At 63.5% G+C, this 20,194-nt stretch carries 22 protein-coding genes; 6 read left to right on the top strand and 16 right to left on the bottom strand.

Annotation, left to right across the window (positions count from 1 at the left end):
* Window positions 1-109: 109 nt before the first annotated feature.
* The 3 genes from C4K40_RS02100 (at window position 110) to C4K40_RS02110 (ending at window position 2,731) form a co-directional block, all read left to right on the top strand.
* Window positions 110-907, top strand: coding sequence for a transporter substrate-binding domain-containing protein (locus C4K40_RS02100; RefSeq protein ID WP_022639542.1), 798 nt, complete (start codon window positions 110-112; stop codon window positions 905-907).
* A gap of 137 nt (window positions 908-1,044) precedes the next feature.
* Complete coding sequence (locus C4K40_RS02105) at window positions 1,045-2,004, top strand: amino acid ABC transporter permease (protein WP_053132947.1); 960 nt, start codon at window positions 1,045-1,047, stop codon at window positions 2,002-2,004.
* Window positions 1,997-2,731 carry an amino acid ABC transporter ATP-binding protein gene (locus tag C4K40_RS02110; protein ID WP_053132503.1) on the top strand — a complete coding sequence of 245 codons (735 nt, stop codon included), beginning with the start codon at window positions 1,997-1,999 and terminating at the stop codon, window positions 2,729-2,731. The genes C4K40_RS02105 and C4K40_RS02110 overlap by 8 nt, the downstream gene beginning before the upstream one ends.
* Before the next feature lie 90 nt (window positions 2,732-2,821).
* Here C4K40_RS02110 and C4K40_RS02115 read toward each other — a convergent pair whose 3' ends face one another.
* The 10 genes from C4K40_RS02115 to ubiE form a co-directional block, all read right to left on the bottom strand.
* Window positions 2,822-4,738 (bottom strand): methyl-accepting chemotaxis protein, encoded by a 1,917-nt coding sequence (locus C4K40_RS02115; protein ID WP_053132500.1) that lies wholly within the window; start codon window positions 4,736-4,738, stop codon window positions 2,822-2,824.
* Window positions 4,739-4,864: 126 nt separating this feature from the next.
* Window positions 4,865-5,572 (bottom strand): 16S rRNA (uracil(1498)-N(3))-methyltransferase, encoded by a 708-nt coding sequence (locus tag C4K40_RS02120; RefSeq protein WP_053132497.1) that lies wholly within the window; start codon window positions 5,570-5,572, stop codon window positions 4,865-4,867.
* A complete protein-coding gene (tatC, locus tag C4K40_RS02125; protein ID WP_022639546.1) occupies window positions 5,569-6,363 on the bottom strand; it encodes a twin-arginine translocase subunit TatC in 795 nt (264 codons plus the stop codon). The genes C4K40_RS02120 and tatC overlap by 4 nt, the downstream gene beginning before the upstream one ends.
* Window positions 6,360-6,791 (bottom strand): Sec-independent protein translocase protein TatB, encoded by a 432-nt coding sequence (gene tatB, locus C4K40_RS02130; RefSeq protein ID WP_053132495.1) that lies wholly within the window; start codon window positions 6,789-6,791, stop codon window positions 6,360-6,362. The genes tatC and tatB overlap by 4 nt, the downstream gene beginning before the upstream one ends.
* A gap of 10 nt (window positions 6,792-6,801) precedes the next feature.
* Complete coding sequence (locus C4K40_RS02135) at window positions 6,802-7,083, bottom strand: twin-arginine translocase TatA/TatE family subunit (RefSeq protein WP_022639548.1); 282 nt, start codon at window positions 7,081-7,083, stop codon at window positions 6,802-6,804.
* 25 nt (window positions 7,084-7,108) lie between these two features.
* Window positions 7,109-7,441: a phosphoribosyl-ATP diphosphatase gene (locus C4K40_RS02140; protein WP_022639549.1), complete on the bottom strand. Its 333-nt coding sequence runs from the start codon at window positions 7,439-7,441 to the stop codon at window positions 7,109-7,111.
* 1 nt (window position 7,442) lies between these two features.
* Entirely contained in the window at window positions 7,443-7,835 is a 393-nt protein-coding gene (hisI, locus tag C4K40_RS02145) for a phosphoribosyl-AMP cyclohydrolase (protein ID WP_022639550.1), read from the bottom strand.
* Between the two features lie 80 nt (window positions 7,836-7,915).
* Window positions 7,916-9,520 (bottom strand): ubiquinone biosynthesis regulatory protein kinase UbiB, encoded by a 1,605-nt coding sequence (ubiB, locus tag C4K40_RS02150; protein WP_053132493.1) that lies wholly within the window; start codon window positions 9,518-9,520, stop codon window positions 7,916-7,918.
* A complete protein-coding gene (locus C4K40_RS02155) occupies window positions 9,517-10,140 on the bottom strand; it encodes an SCP2 domain-containing protein (RefSeq protein WP_022639551.1) in 624 nt (207 codons plus the stop codon). The genes ubiB and C4K40_RS02155 overlap by 4 nt, the downstream gene beginning before the upstream one ends.
* On the bottom strand, window positions 10,140-10,910 hold the full coding sequence (ubiE, locus tag C4K40_RS02160) for a bifunctional demethylmenaquinone methyltransferase/2-methoxy-6-polyprenyl-1,4-benzoquinol methylase UbiE (protein ID WP_022639552.1): 771 nt from the start codon (window positions 10,908-10,910) through the stop codon (window positions 10,140-10,142). The genes C4K40_RS02155 and ubiE overlap by 1 nt, the downstream gene beginning before the upstream one ends.
* A gap of 155 nt (window positions 10,911-11,065) precedes the next feature.
* Here ubiE and C4K40_RS02165 point away from each other — a divergent pair, with 155 nt between their 5' ends.
* The 3 genes from C4K40_RS02165 (at window position 11,066) to C4K40_RS02175 (ending at window position 12,831) form a co-directional block, all read left to right on the top strand.
* Window positions 11,066-11,341: a polyhydroxyalkanoic acid system family protein gene (locus C4K40_RS02165; protein ID WP_022639553.1), complete on the top strand. Its 276-nt coding sequence runs from the start codon at window positions 11,066-11,068 to the stop codon at window positions 11,339-11,341.
* Between the two features lie 214 nt (window positions 11,342-11,555).
* The gene (locus C4K40_RS02170) at window positions 11,556-11,978 is read left to right on the top strand and encodes a phasin family protein (RefSeq protein ID WP_083456918.1); all 423 of its coding nucleotides are present in this window, start codon (window positions 11,556-11,558) and stop codon (window positions 11,976-11,978) included.
* A gap of 10 nt (window positions 11,979-11,988) precedes the next feature.
* Window positions 11,989-12,831 carry a phasin family protein gene (locus C4K40_RS02175; protein WP_053132489.1) on the top strand — a complete coding sequence of 281 codons (843 nt, stop codon included), beginning with the start codon at window positions 11,989-11,991 and terminating at the stop codon, window positions 12,829-12,831.
* Between the two features lie 70 nt (window positions 12,832-12,901).
* On the opposite strand, the gene C4K40_RS02180 is transcribed toward C4K40_RS02175, so the two are convergent.
* The 6 genes from C4K40_RS02180 to hslU all read right to left on the bottom strand — a co-directional run bounded on the left by C4K40_RS02180 (window position 12,902) and on the right by hslU (window position 20,153).
* Window positions 12,902-13,522, bottom strand: coding sequence for a TetR/AcrR family transcriptional regulator (locus C4K40_RS02180; RefSeq protein ID WP_022639720.1), 621 nt, complete (start codon window positions 13,520-13,522; stop codon window positions 12,902-12,904).
* A gap of 59 nt (window positions 13,523-13,581) precedes the next feature.
* Entirely contained in the window at window positions 13,582-15,264 is a 1,683-nt protein-coding gene (gene phaC / locus C4K40_RS02185; RefSeq protein WP_053132487.1) for a class II poly(R)-hydroxyalkanoic acid synthase, read from the bottom strand.
* Window positions 15,265-15,372: 108 nt separating this feature from the next.
* A complete protein-coding gene (phaZ, locus tag C4K40_RS02190) occupies window positions 15,373-16,233 on the bottom strand; it encodes a poly(3-hydroxyalkanoate) depolymerase (RefSeq protein ID WP_022639722.1) in 861 nt (286 codons plus the stop codon).
* Between the two features lie 124 nt (window positions 16,234-16,357).
* Window positions 16,358-18,037, bottom strand: a complete 1,680-nt coding sequence (phaC, locus tag C4K40_RS02195; protein ID WP_022639723.1) for a class II poly(R)-hydroxyalkanoic acid synthase — start codon at window positions 18,035-18,037, stop codon at window positions 16,358-16,360.
* A 255-nt stretch (window positions 18,038-18,292) separates the two neighbouring features.
* Window positions 18,293-18,670, bottom strand: a complete 378-nt coding sequence (locus C4K40_RS02200; protein WP_053132484.1) for a gamma-butyrobetaine hydroxylase-like domain-containing protein — start codon at window positions 18,668-18,670, stop codon at window positions 18,293-18,295.
* 139 nt (window positions 18,671-18,809) lie between these two features.
* Window positions 18,810-20,153 (bottom strand): ATP-dependent protease ATPase subunit HslU, encoded by a 1,344-nt coding sequence (gene hslU, locus C4K40_RS02205; RefSeq protein ID WP_022639725.1) that lies wholly within the window; start codon window positions 20,151-20,153, stop codon window positions 18,810-18,812.
* Window positions 20,154-20,194 lie beyond the last annotated feature (41 nt).

A 20,194-nucleotide genomic window follows, 5' to 3' on the forward strand; every position in this document is an offset into this window, starting at 1 on the left:
ACCCGCAAATTTCTGTGCGTGATCGACCACGACCTGGTATCCGAAGGTTCGCCAACAATGGACTGCGACGCGCAGACACCACAATAAAATGGCTTTCAGGGGACTTGAGATGAAGAAGTATTTTTCGCTGCTGCTGGCGGGGGCCGCAGCCATGCTGGCGGTCAGCACGGCCCAGGCCGGCGCCATCGACGACGCGGTCAAGCGTGGATCGCTGAAGGTGGGCATGGACCCGACCTACATGCCGTTCCAGATGACCAACAAGCGCGGCGAGATCATCGGTTTCGAAGTCGATCTGCTCAAGGCCATGGCCAAGTCCATGGGGGTCAAGCTGGAGATGGTCTCCACCGGCTATGACGGCATCATCCCGGCCCTGCTCACCGACAAGTTCGACATGATCGGCAGCGGCATGACCCTGACCCAGGAGCGCAACCTGCGCCTGAACTTCAGTGAGCCCTTCATCGTGGTCGGCCAGACCCTACTGATCCGCAAGGACCTGGAAGGCACCATCAAGTCCTACAAGGACCTGAACAGCGCCGACTACCGCATCACCTCCAAGCTGGGCACCACCGGGGAAATGGTCGCCAAGAAGCTGATCGCCAAGGCCAAGTACCACGGTTACGACAACGAGCAGGAGGCGGTGCTGGACGTGGTCAATGGCAAGGCCGACGCCTTCATCTATGACGCCCCGTACAACGTGGTGGCGGTGAACAAGGTCGGCAACGGCAAGCTGGTATTCCTCGACAAGCCGTTCACCTACGAGCCGCTGGCCTTCGGCCTGAAGAAGGGTGACTACGACAGCATCAACTTCATCAACAACTTCCTGCACCAGATCCACGAAGACGGGACCTACGATCGGATCCACGACAAGTGGTTCAAGAGTTCCGAGTGGCTCAAGGACATGGAATAACACTCGCTCACCCAGACCGGGCTGCCCCGCTTGCGGGCAAGCCTCGTTTCTACAGGTTTGCGCAATCCATGTAGGAGCGAGGCTTGCCGGCGAAGGCGGTGTCCCTGGCGACCCAGCATTCGGAATCCGCAAACCCAATGAAACAGAACAAAGCCCAATGGCCCTGGCACGTGTTGACCGTGCTGGTGCTGGTCGGCCTGGCTGGCGCCCTGTACTACGCCACCTCGCTGATGTCCTATGAATGGCGCTGGAACCGCGTCCCGCAGTACTTCGCCTACCAGGCCGAGGAGTCCCAGCGCGCGGCCGAGATCTCCACCGTCGCCGAGGTGGTGCGCAAGGGCGGCAAGGCTGAGGTCACCCTCAAGGGCGACTCTGGCAATGAGCAGCACCTGAGCGTCGACGAGAGCAGCCTGCAGGTGGCCAGCGGCGACGACGTGGCCGAGGGCGATGTGGTCGGGGTGACCCGGCATTGGGCGGCGGGGCCGTTGTTGTGGGGCTTGTGGACCACTCTGTGGCTGTCGGTGGTGTCCGGCGTGCTGGGCTTGATGATCGGCCTGGCCACCGGCCTGTGCCGGCTGTCCAGCAACCCGACCCTGCGTGACCTGTCGACCCTCTATGTCGAGCTGGTGCGCGGCACGCCGCTGCTGGTACAGATATTCATCTTCTATTTCTTCATCGGTACGGTGCTCAACCTGTCCCGGGAGTTCGCCGGGATCGCCGCGCTGTCACTGTTCACCGGGGCCTATGTGGCGGAAATCGTCCGTGCCGGGGTGCAGTCCATTGCCCGTGGGCAGAACGAGGCGGCTCGCTCCCTGGGCCTGAGCGCTGGCCAGTCGATGCGCCATGTGGTGCTGCCCCAAGCCTTCAAGCGAGTGTTACCGCCGCTGGCCGGGCAGTTCATCAGCCTGGTCAAGGACACTTCGCTGGTGTCGGTGATCGCCATCACCGAGTTGCTCAAGAGCGGCCGGGAAGTCATCACCACTTCGTTTTCGCCGTTCGAGATCCTGTTCTGCGTGGCGGCCCTGTACCTGTTGATCAACCTGCCGCTGTCGAAGATGGCCAGCCGGCTTGAGCGGAGGCTCGCGCAAAGTGATTGAAGTCCGCGATCTGGTAAAAGTCTTCGATACCCGTGGCCAAGTGGTGCGCGCGGTGGATAACGTCACCACCCAGGTGGCCAAGGGTGAAGTGCTGGTGGTGATCGGGCCGTCCGGCTCCGGCAAGTCGACCTTCCTGCGTTGTCTCAATGGCCTGGAGACCTTCGACTCCGGTTCGGTGAGCATCGATGGTCTGCAACTGGCCGATCCCAAGACCGATGTGAACGCCTACCGCCGCGAGGTGGGCATGGTGTTCCAGCACTTCAACCTGTTCCCGCACATGACCGTGCTGGACAACCTCTGCCTGGCGCAGAAGGTGGTGCGCAAGCGCGGCAAGCAGGAACGCGAGGCCAAGGCCCTGGCCTTGCTGGAGAAGGTCGGCATTGCGCAGAAGGCCCACGAGTTCCCCTCGCGATTGTCCGGCGGCCAGCAACAGCGGGTGGCGATCGCCCGGGCCCTGGCCATGGAGCCCAAGGTGATGCTGTTCGACGAGCCGACCTCGGCCCTGGACCCGGAGATGGTCGGCGAGGTGCTGGATGTAATGAAGACCCTGGCCGTGGAAGGCATGACCATGGTCTGCGTGACCCATGAAATGGGCTTTGCCCGGGAAGTGGCGGATCGGGTGCTGTTCTTCGATCACGGCAAGCTGCTGGAGGATGCCGCGCCCGAGGTGTTCTTCAGCGCCCCCCGGGACCCCCGGGCCCAGGCCTTCCTGCGCCAGGTCCTGTAGCCGGCCTTGTAATCGCTGGAAGGCCCATAGGGCCTTCCAACGGACGATCCGCCCCGCAGGCTCCTTAACAGCTTGCGGCAGCCACGCGGGTCAGACCTTGAAGCGTCCCACCAGGCTTTGCAGGTGAATCCCCAGGCGCGCCAGTTCGGCGCTCGAAGAGGCGGTCTCCTCGCTGGCCGACGACGTCTGCTCGGACACGTCGCGCACATTCAAGACGCTGCGATTGATCTCTTCGGCCACCGCGCTCTGTTGCTCTGCCGCTGCGGCGATCTGCTGGTTCATCGCCTGGATCGCCGAGACGGTGCGGGTGATGTTGTCCAGCGAGCCGCCAGCCCGGCGCGTCAGCTCGACGCTGCTGTCGGTGAGATTGCGGCTGGTGTCCAGGGTGCTGGCCACCTGCTGCGTGCCGTTCTGCAGGCTGACGATCAGCTCGGCGATCTCCTCGGTCGATTGCTGGGTACGCTGGGCCAGGCTACGCACTTCGTCGGCCACCACGGCGAAGCCCCGTCCTGCCTCGCCGGCCCGGGCGGCCTCGATGGCGGCGTTGAGGGCCAGCAGGTTGGTCTGTTGGGCCACTGACTTGATCACGTCCAGGACACTGCCGATCTTGTCGCTCTCTTGCTTGAGCTGGCCCATGGCTTCGGTGGAGTGACTCACCTCACTGGCCAGGCGCTCGATCTGGGCGATAGCCTCGTTGACCACCCGGTCGCCCTCGCGGGCCTGCTGGTCGGCGGCCACGGCCGCTTCGGAGGCTTCCTCGGCGTTGCGCGCCACCTCTTGCACGGTGGCGGCCATCTCGTTCATGGCCGTGGCCACCTGGTCGGTCTCGACCTTCTGGCTGTTGACCCCGGCGCTGGTCTGTTCGGTAACCGCCGATAGCTGTTCGGCGGCGCTGGCGATCTGGGTCACGCCGTCGCTGATGCCGCCGATCAACTCCCGCAGGCCCTGGGTCATGCGCTGCATGGCCTTCTGCAACTGGCCCAGCTCGTCGCGCCGGTCCACTGCCAGGTTCTGGCTCAGGTCGCCAGCGGCCACGCGCTCGGCGGCTTTGAGGGTCTGTTGCAAAGGCAGGTTGATCTGCCGGGTGATGGCCCAGGCAGCGATCAGGCCGAAGACCAGGGCCAGCACCGTGGCGATCAACAGCGTGCTGCGGGCCTGGCTGGCATCGGCGTCACGCTTGTGGGTCTGTTCGACGGTCAGTTGCTTGCTCAGGTCCATCAGGCGATCGCCCTGGGCGGCCATGCGCTTGAGGGCATCGGCACTGGCCTGCTCGGCGTCGCTGAAGGCGCTGACGGCGGCACGATAGGCCTTGAGCGAGTCGCTGGCCTGCTGCAGGTTGGCGATGTGCTGCTCCGGCAGCCGGGCCGGCAGGCTGGCCAGGTTGCCGAGGGCATTGTCGATGGCATCCAGGGCGGGTTGCCGGGCGTCGGCCTTGCCGCTGTAGGTGTAGCCACGCACCTGGAAGCGTGCCTGCTGGATCAGCTTGGACAGGTCGATGACGCTATTGAACTGGGCCACGCTATCGCCTTGCAGCAGCGATTTCTCGACCTCGGCCACCCGGGCCACGGCGTTGTCAGCCGTGGCGCCGAGCTGGGAGCGGGCGGTCTCGCGGCTGGCGGTGGCGCGGGTCATGTCGGTGAAGGCCTTCTGGTACTCGGCCACGGCATCCACCTGCTGGTCCACCAGGGCGATGCTTCCAGGTTGCTGCAGCTTGCCGCGGACCGCGCGCAGGCCTTCGTCGAGTTGCTTGAGCATGTCGCTGACCGCGGCGGGACCTTGCTCGCCATGGTTCATCTCGTAGCTGAGGCGGGCGATGCGCAGGTCCTTGGTCATGGCATTGAGCAAGGAGATATTGCCTAGCTTGTCGCCGCGATCGATCACCCGGGACAGGCCGTTCCAGCCGGTGGCGGTGATCAGCAGGGTCAGCAACAGCACCAGGCCGAAGCCGATGCCAAGCTTGCGGCTGACACTCACATTCCCCAAGTTTCTGGCTAGCCAACGGTACATGCTGCGAACTCCCTCTTTAGCGGTTTGGGCTTAACCATAGGCTATCGGCGGGAGCAGGGTTTTACTACAGCTGACTGGCGGGTTGCCACTACGACCGCAAAGTCCGGCTGGCCGGACCCTGGCGGTTCAGAACAGGCGGGACAACAGTGCGGTGACGGCCGTCTCGACCCGCAGGATGCGTTCGCCCAGCTGCACCGGTTGCAGGCTGGCCTTGCCCAACAGGTCGATCTCGTAGGGGATCCAGCCGCCTTCCGGGCCGATGGCCAGGGTCACTGGCTGGTCCAGGTTGCGCGGGCAGGGCGGATACGGGCCGGGGTGGCCTACCAGGCCCAGGGTGCCTTCGCTCAGGGCCGGCAGGCGGTCTTCGACGAAGGGCTTGAAGCGCTTCTCGATGACTACCTCGGGCAGGATGCTGTCGCGGGCCTGCTCCAGCCCCAGCACCAGCTGTTCGCGGATGGCCTCGGGGTCGAGGAAGGGCGTTTGCCAGAAGCTTTTTTCCACCCGGTAGCTGTTGACCAGCACCAGCCGGGGCACGCCCATGGCGGCCACGGTCTGCAGTACCCGGCGCAGCATCTTCGGCCGCGGCAGGGCCAGGACCAGGGTCAGCGGCAGCTTGGCCGGCGGCGCTTGCTCCAGGGTCACTTGCAGCTCGGCTTCGGCGGCTTCCAGGCGCAGCACCCGGGCGCTGCCCATCAAGCCGCCGATACGGCCCACCCGCAGGCTGTCGCCCACTGCCACACGGTGCACCTCCTGCATGTGGACCAGGCGCCGGTCGCGCAGCACAACACGGTCGGCCGCGATGAAGTCGGCCTCCTCGAGCAGCAGCAGGTTCACGCTTGGGTCGCTGGCGGCTGGTCGTTGTGGTCGTCGGCCGGGGTGTCGTCCGGATGCTCGCCGCGCTTGCTGATCAGCCCGCCGAACAGGACGCCGATTTCGAACAGCAGCCACATGGGCACGGCCAGCAAGGTCTGGGAGAAGATGTCCGGCGGGGTGAGGATCATGCCCACCACGAAGCAACCGATGATCACGTAGGGACGGATCTTCTTCAGGTACTCCACGTTGACCACGCCGATCCACACCAGCAGCACCACGGCCACCGGGATCTCGAAGGCCACGCCGAAGGCGAAGAACAGGGTCATGACGAAGTCGAGGTAGCTGGTGATGTCGGTCATCATTTCCACGCCGGCCGGGGTGGCGGCGGCGAAGAACTTGAAGATCAGCGGGAACACCAGGAAATAGGCGAACGCCATGCCCACGTAGAACAGCAGGATGCTCGACACCAGCAGCGGCACGGCGATGCGCTTCTCATGCTTGTACAGGCCCGGGGCGATGAACCCCCAGATCTGGTGCAGGATTACCGGGATCGCCAGGAACAGCGAGACCATCATGGTCAGCTTCAATGGCGTGAGGAACGGCGAGGCGACGTCGGTGGCGATCATCGTCGCGCCGGCCGGCAGGTACTGGCGCAGCGGCGTGGAGACGATGGTGTAGATCTGCTGGGTGAAGGCGAACAACCCGGCGAAGATGATGAAGATCGCCGCTACGCAGCGCAGCAGGCGGGTCCGCAGCTCGGTGAGGTGCGATACCAGCGGCATGTGTTGGTCGTTCTCTGGAATATCGCTCATGGTGCTCGCGGCGGCAAAGTAGGGTCTTGGGGAGCCTCGGGTGCGGCCGTTGCCGCTGGGGTTGCAGGCTCTGCGGTCGGCGTCGCAGGTGCTTCGGCCGGCGCAGCGGCTTCACCTGCAGTGGTGGCAGGCGTCGCTGCGACCTGTTCGGCTACCGGCTCCACGGGCGCAGGCTGTTGCTGGGTCGGGGCGAGGATTTTCCGCGCTTCCTGTTCCAGCGACAGGATGTGCTCGTTGTGCAGCTGCCGACGGATCTCGTCGGCGCCGATCTCACGTTCAACTTCCTGTTTTATCGCGTTGAAGCTGCGCTTGAGGCGCCCGACCCAGAGGCCGGCGGTGCGCGCAGCGCCGGGCAGGCGCTCGGGGCCGAGCACCAGCAGGGCCACCAGGCCCACCAGCAGCAGTTCAGAGAAGCTGATACCAAACATTAGTCAGTGCTCACGAGTCTTTGCGGGTCGGCTCTTCGACTTTCTGCGCCTGCACATCGATGGTGTGCGGCTGGTTCAGCGGCGCGCCCTGTTGTGGCTGGGCCGGCTGGGCAGCTTGTGCGGTAGGAGGTACCACGGGTTCGGCTGGCTTCTCGTCGTCGTTCATGGCCTTGCGAAAGCCCTTGATCGATTCGCCGACATCGGTGCCCAGGTTCTTGAGCTTCTTGGTGCCGAATACCAGTACCACGACCACCAGGATGACGATCCAGTGTTTCCAGTCAAAAATGCCCATGCTGCGTTTCCTCTTAGAAAATTGTTCAGGCGGACGGACGCGAGGCTTTCTCGGCGTGTCCGGACAGGCCGAAACGGCGGTCCAGCTCATCGAGCACGGCCTGGGGATGCTGCCCCAGCTGCGCGAGCATGACCAGGGTATGGAACCACAGGTCCGCGGTTTCGTAGATCACATCGCTGCAGTCGCCGCTGGCGGCGGCGTCCTTGGCGGCGATGATGGTTTCCACCGATTCTTCGCCGACTTTCTCCAGGATCTTGTTCAGGCCCTTGTGATACAGGCTGGCCACGTAGGAACTGTCGGCAGCGGCGTTCTTGCGCTCCTCCAGCACTTGGGCCAGGCGGGTGAGGGTATCGCTCATGTCAGTGTCCTGCAGAATAAATCGCGTGCGGGTCCTTGAGGACCGGTTCGACGGTTTTCCACTCGCCATCTTCATAGACGCGGTAGAAACAGCTGTGGCGGCCGGTATGGCAGGCAATGTCGCCGATCTGCTCGACCATCAGGATGATCACGTCGGCGTCGCAGTCCAGGCGCATTTCATGGAGCTTCTGCACATGCCCGGACTCTTCGCCCTTGCGCCATAGCTTGCCACGCGAACGTGACCAGTAGATGGCACGCTGCTCGGCGGCGGTCAGGCTCAGTGCTTCGCGGTTCATCCAGGCCATCATCAGTACGCGCCCGGTCTTGTGATCCTGGGCGATGGCCGGCACCAGGCCGTGCTCATCCCATTTGATCTGGTCCAGCCAATCTTTCATTTTCGACTCCGACAACCGGGCTCGACCCGCTGGTGACGCCTCGGCGATTTCGACAGTTTGCCAGCAGGCCGCGCCACTGGCTATCGGCGCACGATCAGATACAGACCCACCGCGATCATGATGCCGGCGGGCCAGTGCCCCAGTTCCTGCAGCGGGCCGCCGGCGGCCAGGATTGCGCCGCCGCCCAGGTGGGCGGTGCCCAGCAGGCGCAGGAACCAGTCGTCCTTGCGCCGCTGCCAGGGGGCCGGAGGGTCGGCGGCATGGGGTTGCGACATGCGCTCGAGCAGGTCACGGGTCATGTTGGCCAGGTGCGGCAACTGTTCGATCTGGCTGTGGATGTTGCCCAGCACTGCCTTGGGGCTGACCCGCTCGCGCATCCAGCGTTCGAGGAAGGGTTGCGCGGTGTTCCACAGGTCCAGCTCCGGATACAGCTGGCGCCCCAGGCCCTCGATGTTGAGCAGGGTTTTCTGCAGCAGTACCAGTTGCGGCTGGACTTCCATGTTGAAGCGCCGGGCGGTCTGGAACAGGCGCATCAGTACTTGGCCGAAGGAAATGTCCTTCAACGGTTTTTCGAAGATCGGTTCGCAGACCGTACGAATCGCCGCTTCGAACTCATTGAGCTTGGTTTCCGCCGGGACCCAGCCCGAGTCGATGTGCAGTTGGGCTACACGGCGATAGTCACGCTTGAAGAAGGCGAACAGGTTGCGCGCCAGGTAGTCCTGGTCTTGCGGGGTGAGGCTGCCGACGATGCCGCAGTCGATGGCGATGTACTGCGGGCTCCAGGGCTGTACGGTGCTGACGAAGATGTTGCCCGGATGCATGTCGGCGTGGAAGAAACTGTCGCGGAACACCTGGGTGAAGAAGATCTCCACACCCCGTTCGGCGAGCATCTTCATGTCGGTGCGCTGGTCGGCCAGGGTCGCGAGGTCAGTGACCTGGATCCCGTAGATGCGCTCCATCACCAGCACCTTCGGCCGGCACCAGTCCCAGTAGACCTGGGGCACGTAGAGCAGCGGCGAGCCTTCGAAGTTGCGCTTGAGCTGGCTGGCGTTGGCCGCCTCGCGCAGCAGGTCGAGCTCGTCGTAGATGGTCTTCTCGTAGTCGCTGACCACATCCACCGGGTGCAGCAGGCGAGCGTCGGCGGAGACCTTCTCCGCAGCGCGGGCGAGGATGAACAGCCAGGCCAGGTCCTGGGCGATGACCGGCTTGAGCCCCGGGCGGATCACCTTGACCACCACTTCCTCGCCGGTCTTGAGCTTGGCGGCATGCACCTGGGCCACCGAGGCCGAGGCCAGGGGCTCGATGTCGAAGCGGCTGAACACATCGCTGATCTTCTTGCCCAGCTGCTCTTCGATCAGGGCCACGGACTTTTTCGAGTCGAACGGCGGCACCCGGTCCTGCAGCAGCATCAGTTCGTCGGCGATGTCTTCCGGCAGCAGGTCACGGCGGGTGGACAATATCTGCCCGAACTTGATGAAGATCGGTCCCAGGTCCTGCAACGCCAGGCGCAGGCGTGCGCCACGGCTCAGGTCCAGCGGCTTGCGCGGAAACCAGCGCCAGGGCAGGGCGAAGCGCAAGGCCAGGAGAAACCAGGGCAAGGGCAGGGCGAACAGCAGGTCATCGAGGCGGTAGCGGATCACGACGCGCTGGATGCGCAACAGACGGCGGACGGCAAGCAGCTTCATGCGTTATCGCTTGGGTCAGGGGATCGGGAAAGGCGCTCGACACGCGCCTCTAGACGTTCCAGGTCGAGTTTGGCCTGGTCCAGTTCGCGAAAGCGCGCCTCGGCTTCATGCTGGCCCACCAGGGCCCGCGATTCTTCGGCGAGGAATTCGGCCAGGCTCTGGTTGAGGCTGGCGAATCCCTGCTGGTACCAGCGTGCGCGGCTGCGTACGTGGCCGCTGAACAACTGGGTGGCCACCGGGCCGAGCCAGCGCGAGAGTTCGTACTCCCAGTCCAGCTCCAGGTCCTGGAGGACCGCCGCCAGGTCCAGCAGTACGCCGCTGTCGCCTTCGAGTTCCACTTGCGGGCCATGCAGGACGCCGGTCTTGTCCTTGCTCAGGGCCAGGCGCACCAGGCTCGCTGCCGGTGCGCGCAGGGTACAGTCAGGATCGGCGGCCCACTGGGAGGCCAGCATCAGGCCTTCGTCGCTGGGCAGGATGAACAGCCGCAGCGCCGGAGCCTGGCAGTCCACGGCAATCACCTTGCCGCTCAGGTGCTGCAGGCGCGGCAACGCCGTGCTGTCCAGGCGCAGCACCCGATTGATGCCGGTCTCGACGCTGGCGAGCAGGCCGCTGAGCAACATCAGGGCTTGATGCCGCGGTGCAGGGCAACGATGCCTGCGGTCATGTTGTGGTAGGTCACCCGGTCGAAGCCGGCCTCGACCATCATCGACTTCAGGGTTTCCTGGTTCGGGTGCATGCGGATCGACTCGGCCAGGTAGCGATAGCTTTCCGAGTCGTTGGTGATCAGCTTGCCGGCCAGGGGCATGAAGGCGAACGAATAGGCGTCGTAGACCTTGGACATCAGCGTGTTGGTCGGCTTGGAGAACTCCAGCACCAGCAGCCGGCCACCGGGCTTGAGTACCCGCAGCATCGAGCGCAGGGCGTCTTCCTTGTGGGTCACGTTGCGCAGGCCGAAGGCGATGGTCACGCAGTCGAAATGGTTGTCCGGGAAGGGCAGCTTTTCCGCGTCGGCCTGGACGAACTCGACATTGCCGGCCACACCCAGGTCCAGCAGGCGGTCACGGCCGACCTTGAGCATGGATTCGTTGATGTCCGCCAGGACGACTTGGCCGGTAGGGCCCACCAGGTGGGAAAACCGCTTGGTCAGGTCGCCAGTGCCGCCAGCGATGTCCAGTACGCGGTTGCCTGGACGCACGCCGGACAACTCGATCGTGAAGCGCTTCCACAGGCGGTGCATGCCGCCGGACAGCACGTCGTTCATCAGGTCGTACTTGGCCGCTACCGAGTGGAACACCTCAGCGACTTTTTCCGCTTTCTGGCTCTCGGGAACGTTCTTGAAGCCGAAGTGAGTGGTGGGTTCGGCATCGCTGCCTTTGCGCTGGTCAGTCATATCGCTGTCACCAAAAGAGAATGCGGGACATTCTAATGCCGGTGACCGTCTTTGTCTTGGCAAGGCTGAATGTAAGATAGCGATCCGCCGGGACGATTTGACGCACTCAGGGTCAAGGCGTTTCTGGCGAGTCCCGAAATAGCAGGAGTCCTTCAATGGCCCGTATTAGTGTTGAACGTGCCCATGGCCTGGGTAAGCAGGCAGCCCGTGAAAAGGCCGACAAACTGGCGCAGAAACTCGCCGATCAATATGGCCTCGAGCCACGCTGGGCGGGGGATACCCTGAATCTCAAGCGCTCCGGGGTCAAAGGCGCGGTGCATGTGGGCGAGTCGTCGATCCGCATCGACGTGGAGCTGGGCATGCTGATGTCGGCCATGAGCGGCACTATCAAGGCCGAGATCGAGAAGGCTCTGGACAAGGCCCTGGCCTGATCCCGGACGGCACGCCGCCTGGCGTGCTTTGCCGGTGAGTCGCGGGGCACTGCAAGGGTGCTCGAGAGCGATCACCGGCAAGCCGGCCCATAACTGGGCGATCATTGTTTTATTGCATTCGTTAGGGTGCCGATTCTAATTTTTCTCTCTAGGTTGTGCCTCAAGTCCTCTTTCCGAGGACAGTTCCTCAAACCTTCTGCGCATGAGGTGCACCATGGCCAAAGTAATCCTGAAGAAAAAAGTTGATGCTCAATCGACTGCTCTGAGCGAAGTCAAATCCTATGCTCGCAAGATCTGGTTAGCTGGCCTGGGCGCCTATGCCAAAGTCGGCCAGGAAGGTAGCGACTACTTCCAGGAGTTGATCAAGGCTGGTCAATCCGTTGAAAAGAAAGGCAAAAAAGTTGTGACTGAACAACTTGAGGCGGCCAACAGTCAGATCGATAGCGTCAAGGGGGATGTCACTACTCTTAAAGGTCGGGTCGAAGTGCAACTGGATAAAGTCGAGAAGGCTTTTGATACGCGCGTCGCCAGTGCCTTGAATCGTATCGGCATTCCGTCTAAACATGACGTTGAGACACTCTCTGCTAAGCTCGATGAGCTGACCGCACTGCTCGAACGTGTCGCGCGTAAACATTAAGGAGAACGGGATGGCTGGTAAAAAGAATACTGAAAAAGAAGGCAGCTCGTGGATCGGGAAAGTCGAAGAGTACTCCCGTAAAATTTGGCTTGCTGGTTTAGGCGTGTACTCGAAAATCGACTCTGACGGCAGCAAGCTTTTCGAATCCTTGGTCAAGGATGGCGAAAAAGCCGAGAAGCTGACCAAGAATGTGGTCGGTAAGAAAGTCGACGCAGCCAAAGACTCCGCGAACTCGGCCAAGTCGCGCATCAGCGACGTCAAGGACCGCGCGCTGGGCAAGTGGGATGAGCTGGAAGGGGCTTTCGACAAGCGCCTGAACAGCGCCATTTCGCGCCTGGGCGTACCGAGCCGCAATGAAGTGAAGGCGCTGCACGACAAGGTCGATACCCTGACCAAGCAGATCGAGAAACTCACTGGTGCCAAGGTTGCGCCGGTCGCGGCCAAGACCGCTGCCGCCAAGCCTGCGGCCAAGCCCCTGGCCAAGCCGGCAGCCAAGGCCGCTGCGAAACCGGCCGCCAAGCCCGCTGCCAAGACCGCAGCTGCCAAGCCAGCGGCCAAACCGGCAGCCAAGCCAGTCGCGGCCAAACCCGCGGCCAAGCCGGCCGCCAAGCCTGCAGCGAAAACCGCAGCGGCCAAGCCAGCCGCCAAGCCTGCAGCGAAGCCGGCCGTGGCGAAGAAGCCAGCAGCCAAGAAGCCCGCGGCCAAGCCGGCAGCCAAACCTGCCGTCGCGGCCAAGCCTGCAACCGCAGCCCCGGCAGCCTCGGCCAGCTCTGCGAACTCCGTCGCAGCGCCGGCCCCGGCTTCCAGCCCGGCCGCTACCTCGACCCCGGCGGCGCCAAGCAGCCAGTCCTGATTCCATCAGGCAGACGAAAACGCCCGGCCTGTGAAGACCGGGCGTTTTTCATGGGCGCCCGGCAGCCCTGCTACGGATGTTCGTCCAGGTAGCGCAGGGCCATTTGTTCGGTGGCCAGCTTGGCGGGCGGCAGCAAGTGCGGTGCCACCAGCATCATGATCTGGTAGACCACCAGGCGCACTTCCCCTTCACGATCGAGAATCCGCTGGTAATCCAGGGAGAACAGCAAGGTCATGGTGATCTGTTCCACCAATTGCCCCAGGGCCTGGGTGCCGCTGACCAGTTGCCCCATGGTCTTGAGTCGCGCCAGCAGCGCCGCGAGCGTGCGCTTGAGGGCATTGAGCAGGTTGCGAATGCCCTTGGCCAGCTTCGGCAGGCGGCCGGCCAGGTTGGACAGGTCCTGGAACAGGAAGCGGTAGTGGGCCAGGCGCTCGACGATCAAGTGCAGGAACAGCCAATAGTCTTCCGGTGCCAGCTGGGCATCGGAGGGCGGGTCCAAAAGCGGCGTCAATTCGTTCTGGAAACGCTCGAAAAGACCGAGGACCAACGGCTCCTTGCCATGGAAATGGTAATAGAGGTTGCCGGGGCTGATCCCCATTTCATTGGCCACCTCCATGGTGGAGACATTGGGCTCGCCCTTCTGGTTGAACAACTGCAGGGCACATTCGAGTATCCGGTCGCGGGTCTTCATCCTGACTTCTTGTCGGTCCATTGAGGGCGCGGCGATGAGCGCCGCGGGGCAAGGGGTATTCAGCGCACGCGCACATAGGTGCCTGGCGCGGCCTCCATCGTTGGATAGTTCTGGCTGCCGAGGGCGGCCAGGGTGTCCCGTTGCGCTCCCGAGCGTTCCTGGATCCAGGCCAGCCACTGGCTCCACCAACTGCCATCGACATGCTTGGCATCGTAGTACCAGGCCCGGGGGTCGCTGCTGAGCTTGGGGTTCTCCACGTAGTTCGCCTTGGGGTTGCCTGGCGGGTTGAGGATGCTCTGGACATGCCCGCTGTTGGACAACACGAAGCGGCGCTCGCCACCCAGCAGCAGGGTCGAGCGGTACACCGCGTCCCACGGGGTGATGTGGTCGTTGATCCCGGCCACGCTGAAGCTGTCCACCGTGACCTTCTGCAGGTCGATTGGCGTGCCGCATATCTCCAGGCCACCGACGTGGCTCATGGGGTTGTGCTTGAAGAAGTCCAGCAGGTCGCCGTGCAGGGCCGCCGGTAGCCGGGTGCTGTCGTTGTTCCAGTAGAGAATGTCGAAGACCGGCGGCTCCTTGCCCAGCAGATAGTTGTTGACCCAGTAGTTCCAGATCAGGTCGTTGGGCCGCATCCAGGCGAACACCCTGGCCATGTCACGACCATCCAGCACGCCTTGCTGGTAGGAACGGCGCTTGGCCGCTTCCAGGGTCTTTTCGTCGGCGAACAGGGTGGCCGGGCTATCCAGTTGGCTATCCAGCAGGCTCACCAGGTAGGTGGCGCTGGAGACCCGGCGCAGTTGTCGCTTGGCTTGCAGATGGCCCTGCAGGGCGGCGATGGTCAGGCCGCCAGCGCAGGCGCCCATCAGGTTCACATCACGACTGCCGGTGATGGAGCGAGTGACGTTCATGGCCTCTTCGACGGCCTCGACATAGCTCGACAAACCCCATTCGCGATGGCGCACATCCGGATTGCGCCAGCTGACCATGAACACCTGGAGGCCGTTCTTCAGGCAGTACTGGACGAAGCTGTTGGCCGGGCTGAGGTCGAAGATGTAGTACTTGTTGACCTGGGGCGGCACGATCAGCAGGGGCTTGGCGTACTGCTTCTCGCTCATGGGGCTGTACTGGATCAGCTCCAGCTGCTCGTTGCGAAACACCACCGAGCCCGGGGTGACGGCCAGGTTCCGGCCGACCTCGAAGGCATGCTTGGTGACCTGGCTGGGCAGGCCGTTGTTGTGCAGCAGGTCGTCCACCAGGTTGCCGATGCCACGCACCACACTGTTGCCGCCGGTGTTGAAGAGCTCCTTGACCGCCAGCGGATTGAGCAGGGTGTTGGACGGCGACACCGCGTCGTTGAGCAGGGAGAAGGCGAAGTGCGCGCGGGCCCGGTCGTCGTCCTCCATGCCGCTGTCGTCGATCCAGTCCCGCACCTGCTTCTGCCAGCTCAGGTAGGCCTGCAGGCCTCGCTTGTAGAAGGGATTGAGGCTCCAGGCCGGGTCGGCGAAGCGGTTGTCCTTGGGGTTGGGCTTGTGCAGTGTCTCGCCCAGCAGCACCCGGCCCAACTGGTTGCCCAGGGCCAGGGTGTGGCGAACGCTGTGCAGCGGGTTGCGCAGGCTGTGGGCGGCCAGGCTGCGCAGGGTGGAGAGCAAGTCCCGCCCCCGCAGGCCAGTGATCGCGCTCTGCGCTGTGATGTAGGTCGCAGGGGCGGGCAGCGAGCCCTGCGCAGGCTTGTCTTGCATGAGTCAACACTCCTTCGTCAAACCACTAACAAGCAGACCAATTCAAGACAGATACCTTAGTCGGTCCTGGCCCTTCTTGCGCGCGACGGTCCTGTCGACGGGGATGTTTTACTTGGTGGGCTGCGCGGGTAGCGGATGCGGGTGCATCACGGCGCGTTGCCGCTCCTCCTGGAGGAACTTCATGATGATCGGGGCGACGGCTTCGGCCCGGGTGATGAGGAACAGGTGGCCGTCATCGATGATGTGCAGCTGGGCGTTGGGGATGCGCCAGGCCAGCATGCGCATGTTGATCAGGGGGATCAGCGGGTCGTCGTCGCCGGCCAGGACCAGGGTCGGCTGGTGGATCTTGTGCAGCCAGTGGATGCTGGTCCAGCCCACTCCGGCGAACAACTGCCAGTAGTAGCCCAGCTTGCCCGCCGAGCGCACTTTCGCCGCGTGCTCGGCCGCCAGGTTCGGGTCGCGGCGAAAGGCGCCGCCGTAGATCAGCGGGGCGATCCGCATGACGTGGGACGGCTGCACGTAGCGCCGAGGGCTGGCCATCATCCATAACACCTTGGGCTTGCCGGGGACCATGAAGGCGCCGGCAGCCGTGGCGGCCAGCACCAGCTTCTTGCAGCGCTCGGGATAGTCGTAGGCGAACTGCTGGGCCAGGGCCCCGCCCCAGGACACGCCCACGGCGTTGACCTGGCCATAGTCGAGGTAGTCGAGCATCCGCGCGGTGAGCTTGGCCAGCCCCGGAAAGCGGTAGGGCCGGCTCGGGGTCGATGAGCCGCCCACGCCCGGGACATCGAAGGCGATGACCTCCAAATCCGGGTCCAGGGCCTGGACGAAGGGGAACACCAGCTCCAGGTTGGCGCCGATGCCGTTGAAGATCAGCAGCGGCGTCAAGTGCGGCTTGCCGGGGCGAACCGCGGTGCGGATGGTCTGGCCATCCAGGTCGACGGTGCGGAAAATGAAGGAATGTGGCATGCCGTAGCCCTGTGTGTTGAACCTTTGGAGGCGCCGGTCCGGCCACCTCCGGATTTCCTGAGGCCAGGCCTCGTATCAAGAATAGGGCGTGGCGGCACCTTGGGTAGCCGCCGTTGATGCCTGTTTAGCGTTCGTGCACATAGGTGCCCGGCGAGGCCTCGCCGGCCACGTATTTCTTGCTGCCCAGCCCGCTTGGCGCCGGCTTCAGTTCCCCCGAGCGCTCTGCTTGCCAGGCCTGCCAGTACAGCCACCAGGAATCGGTGTGCTTGACCGAGTTCTCCTGCCACTGGTCGGGACACTCCGGGATCTCGGAGCTGGTCATGTAGCGCGCCTTGGGGTTGCCCGGCGGGTTGAGGATGCTCTGGATATGGCCGCTGCTGGACAGCACGAACTCCACATGGCCGCCGAACAGTTGCGCCGACTTGTAGCAGGACTTCCAGGGCGTGATGTGGTCGTTGGTGCCGGCGAGGGAGAAGATGTCGGCGGTCACCTGCTTCAAGTCGATCGGCGTGCCGCACACTTCCAGGGCATTGGCCCGGGTCAGTGGGTTGTTCTTGAACATTTCGATCAGGTCGCCATGGAAGGCGGCGGGCAGGCGCGTGGTGTCGTTGTTCCAGAACAGGATGTCGAATACCGGTGGTTCGTTGCCAAGCAGGTAGTTGTTGACCCAGTAGTTCCAGATCAGGTCGTTGGGGCGCATCCAGGCGAAGACCTTGGCCATGTCCCGGCCTTCGAGGACACCGGCCTGGTAGGAGTGGCGCTTGGCCGCCTCCAGGGTCTGCTCGTCGACGAACAGCGCCACCTGGGTATCCACGGTGGTATCGAGCACGCTGACCAGCAGGGTCAGGGCGTTGACCTTCTTCTGCCCCAAGGCCGCGTAGTGCCCCAGCAGCGCGGTGCAGGTAATGCCGCCGGAACAGGCGCCGAGCATGTTCACGTCGTCGCTGCCGGTGATGGCGGTGACCACGTCGACCGCTTCCTTCAAGGCCTCGATGTAGGTGGACAGGCCCCATTCGCGCTGGGCCTTGGTGGGGTTGCGCCAGCTGACGATGAAGGTCTGCACGTTGTTGCGCAGGCAGAAGCGCGCCAGGCTCTTGTCCGGGCTGAGGTCGAAGACGTAGAACTTGTTGATCTGCGGCGGTACCACCAGCAGTGGTCGCTCATGCACCTGCTCGGTGATCGGGCGGTACTGGATCAGCTCCAGCACATCGTTGCGAAACACCACGGCACCTTCGCTGGTGCCCAGGTTCTTGCCCACTTCGAAGGCATCCATGTTGACCTGGCTGGGCATGCCGCCGTTGTGCACCAGGTCCTTGGCCAAGTGTGACAGGCCGTCCAGCAGGCTCTTGCCGCCGGTCTCGAAGAAGCGCTTGACCGCAGCGGGGTTGGCCGCGCTGTTGGTCGGGGCCATGGCCTCGGTCAGGAGGTTGATCACGAAATGCCCGCGGCTGATGTCCTGTTCGGACAGGCTGCTGCTGCCGATCCAGTCGTGGAGTTCCTTGCGCCACGCCAGGTAGGTTTGCAGGTAGCGCCGGTAGAGCGGGTTCTGGCTCCAGGCCGGGTCGATGAAGCGACGGTCGTCGCCGTCGGGCTGCAAGGGCGACTTGCCGAGCAGCACGTTCTTCAGTTCGAGGCCGAAGTGCGCGACGTGCTTGACGCTGTGGATGGGTTGTTTGATGGCCTGGGCGAGCACCATTCGAGCAGAGGTAAGCAGATCCTTTCTACGCAAGCCGATGACTGGATTGAGCCCCAGGGTGTTCTCCGAGGCTTGGCGTTTCAGGTCATCGTTGTTCTTGTTACTCATCTACGACGCTCCATTGTCCTGAGACGAGTACCGGACCTGCTGTGTAGTTACACAGCACGAGGCCAGGCACTACTACTCGGGTGACCGTTGATTGCCACTGCTGCGGTTACTTTGCAGAACTCTGCAGGGAACTTGCCAGATCCATTGGTTACCCGAGTTTATTTTTTTTCGCAAGCAGGCCATTCATTGGCCATGCAGCCCTGCATTCAAACAGATGAAATTAGAAAATGCCCTCTAAACAGCCGGAGCCTTGAGCTAGAGCATCAGCTTGACCACGGACTCGCTCGGATCGCGGGATTTGCCGGCGGCCTCGAGTTGCTGCAGATAGTCGCTCCACAACTCTTCCTGGCGCAGCGCCAACTGGTACAGGTAGTCCCAGGTGAACAAGCCGCTGTCATGGCCGTCGTCGAAGGTCAATTTCAGTGCGTACTGGCCGGCGGGCTCGATCTTGTCCAGGCCGACGCCGAGCTTGCCGAACTGCAGGATGGGGTTGCCGTGGCCCTGGACCTCGGCGGAGGGGGAGTGGACCCGCAGGAACTCCGCAGGCAGGTGGTAGACCTCGTCCGGCCCGTAGGTCAGGGTCAGGGTCTTGGAGGCTTTGTGCAGGTTGATGCCGGTGGGCAGGCGGGCCATGGACGTTCTCTCTTGAGCTTCAAGCCATAAGCTTCAAGCTACAAGAAGGGAGATTCAAGCCATCGCGGATAAAACAGCAGGGAAGGGTTGCTGCAAGCGACGCGAATCGGTCTGTCGCTTGCAGCTCGCAGCCTGGCGCTTACAGGATGTAGCGCGACAGGTCTTCGTTCTGCGCCAGTTCGCCCAGGTGGCTGTTGACGTAGGCCGCGTCGATGCGGATCGGCTCTTCGCTGTGGGCGCTGGCCAGGTCGCCGGCGCTGAACGACACCTCTTCGAGCAGGCGCTCGAGCAGGGTGTGCAGGCGGCGGGCACCGATGTTCTCGGTCTTCTCGTTGACCTGGTAGGCGATCTCGGCCAGGCGCTTGATGCCCTCGTCGGCGAACTCTATGCCCAGGCCTTCGGTCTTGAGCAGTGCGCAGTACTGTTCGGTCAGCGAGGCATGGGGCTCCTTGAGGATGCGCTCGAAGTCTTCCGGGGTCAGGGCCTTGAGTTCGACCCGGATCGGCAGCCGGCCTTGCAGCTCGGGCACCAGGTCGCTTGGCTTGCTCAGGTGGAACGCGCCGGAAGCGATGAACAGGATATGGTCGGTCTTGACCATGCCCAGCTTGGTGTTGACGGTGCAGCCTTCGATCAGCGGCAGCAGGTCGCGCTGCACGCCCTCGCGGGAGACATCGGCACCGCCGACGTTGCCACGTTTGGCCACCTTGTCGATCTCGTCGATGAACACGATGCCGTGCTGCTCTACCGCTTCCAGGGCCTTGGCCTTGAGCTCTTCCTCGTTGACCAGGCGGCTCGCTTCTTCATCGCGAACCATCTTCAGCGCTTCCTTGACCTTGAGCTTGCGGGTCTTGCGCTTGCCCTTGCCCATGTTGGCGAACAGGCTTTGCAGCTGGTTGGTCATCTCTTCCATGCCGGGTGGCGCGGCGATCTCGACGCCCATGTTCTCGGCGACTTCGATCTCGATTTCCTTGTCGTCCAGCTGGCCTTCGCGCAGGCGCTTGCGGAACAGCTGGCGAGTGTTGGAGTCGCTGCTGGTCTGCGCGGCTTCCTCGGCGAAGCTGCTGACCCGGGCCTGGGGCAGCAGGGCGTCGAGGATGCGGTCCTCGGCGGCGTCTTCGGCACGGTGGCGCACACGGACGATCTCCTGCTCGCGGAGCATCTTCAGCGCCGCATCGGCCAGGTCGCGGATGATCGACTCGACGTCGCGGCCGACATAACCGACTTCGGTGAACTTGGTCGCTTCAACCTTGATGAAGGGGGCGTTGGCCAGCTTGGCCAGGCGCCGGGCGATCTCGGTCTTGCCCACGCCGGTCGGGCCGATCATCAGGATGTTCTTGGGCGTGACCTCGGCACGCAGCTCGGCCGGCAGCTGCATGCGCCGCCAGCGGTTGCGCAGGGCGATGGCCACGGCGCGCTTGGCGTCGTCCTGGCCGATGATATGGCGATTGAGTTCGTGGACGATTTCGCGGGGGGTCATGGACATAGTAATTGGCGGTTCTCAAGCAGGAATGAATGCCGTGGCAG

It is taken from the genome of Pseudomonas sp. CMR5c (assembly GCF_003850545.1).
Lineage (GTDB): Bacteria > Pseudomonadota > Gammaproteobacteria > Pseudomonadales > Pseudomonadaceae > Aquipseudomonas > Aquipseudomonas piscis.

Coding starts and splice junctions, on each gene's coding strand:
- tatC (WP_022639546.1), bottom strand. CDS start 6,363: ATGAGCGATATTCCAGAGAACGACCAACACATGCCGCTGGTATCGCAC.
- C4K40_RS02200 (WP_053132484.1), bottom strand. CDS start 18,670: ATGGCCCGCCTGCCCACCGGCATCAACCTGCACAAAGCCTCCAAGACC.
- hslU (WP_022639725.1), bottom strand. CDS start 20,153: ATGTCCATGACCCCCCGCGAAATCGTCCACGAACTCAATCGCCATATC.
- C4K40_RS02180 (WP_022639720.1), bottom strand. CDS start 13,522: ATGAAGACCCGCGACCGGATACTCGAATGTGCCCTGCAGTTGTTCAAC.
- C4K40_RS02155 (WP_022639551.1), bottom strand. CDS start 10,140: ATGTTGCTCAGCGGCCTGCTCGCCAGCGTCGAGACCGGCATCAATCGG.
- C4K40_RS02115 (WP_053132500.1), bottom strand. CDS start 4,738: ATGTACCGTTGGCTAGCCAGAAACTTGGGGAATGTGAGTGTCAGCCGC.
- phaC (WP_053132487.1), bottom strand. CDS start 15,264: ATGCAAGACAAGCCTGCGCAGGGCTCGCTGCCCGCCCCTGCGACCTAC.
- ubiB (WP_053132493.1), bottom strand. CDS start 9,520: ATGAAGCTGCTTGCCGTCCGCCGTCTGTTGCGCATCCAGCGCGTCGTG.
- C4K40_RS02135 (WP_022639548.1), bottom strand. CDS start 7,083: ATGGGCATTTTTGACTGGAAACACTGGATCGTCATCCTGGTGGTCGTG.
- C4K40_RS02100 (WP_022639542.1), top strand. CDS start 110: ATGAAGAAGTATTTTTCGCTGCTGCTGGCGGGGGCCGCAGCCATGCTG.
- tatB (WP_053132495.1), bottom strand. CDS start 6,791: ATGTTTGGTATCAGCTTCTCTGAACTGCTGCTGGTGGGCCTGGTGGCC.
- C4K40_RS02170 (WP_083456918.1), top strand. CDS start 11,556: ATGGCCAAAGTAATCCTGAAGAAAAAAGTTGATGCTCAATCGACTGCT.
- phaZ (WP_022639722.1), bottom strand. CDS start 16,233: ATGCCACATTCCTTCATTTTCCGCACCGTCGACCTGGATGGCCAGACC.
- hisI (WP_022639550.1), bottom strand. CDS start 7,835: ATGAAAGATTGGCTGGACCAGATCAAATGGGATGAGCACGGCCTGGTG.
- phaC (WP_022639723.1), bottom strand. CDS start 18,037: ATGAGTAACAAGAACAACGATGACCTGAAACGCCAAGCCTCGGAGAAC.
- C4K40_RS02140 (WP_022639549.1), bottom strand. CDS start 7,441: ATGAGCGATACCCTCACCCGCCTGGCCCAAGTGCTGGAGGAGCGCAAG.
- C4K40_RS02165 (WP_022639553.1), top strand. CDS start 11,066: ATGGCCCGTATTAGTGTTGAACGTGCCCATGGCCTGGGTAAGCAGGCA.
- C4K40_RS02175 (WP_053132489.1), top strand. CDS start 11,989: ATGGCTGGTAAAAAGAATACTGAAAAAGAAGGCAGCTCGTGGATCGGG.
- ubiE (WP_022639552.1), bottom strand. CDS start 10,910: ATGACTGACCAGCGCAAAGGCAGCGATGCCGAACCCACCACTCACTTC.
- C4K40_RS02105 (WP_053132947.1), top strand. CDS start 1,045: ATGAAACAGAACAAAGCCCAATGGCCCTGGCACGTGTTGACCGTGCTG.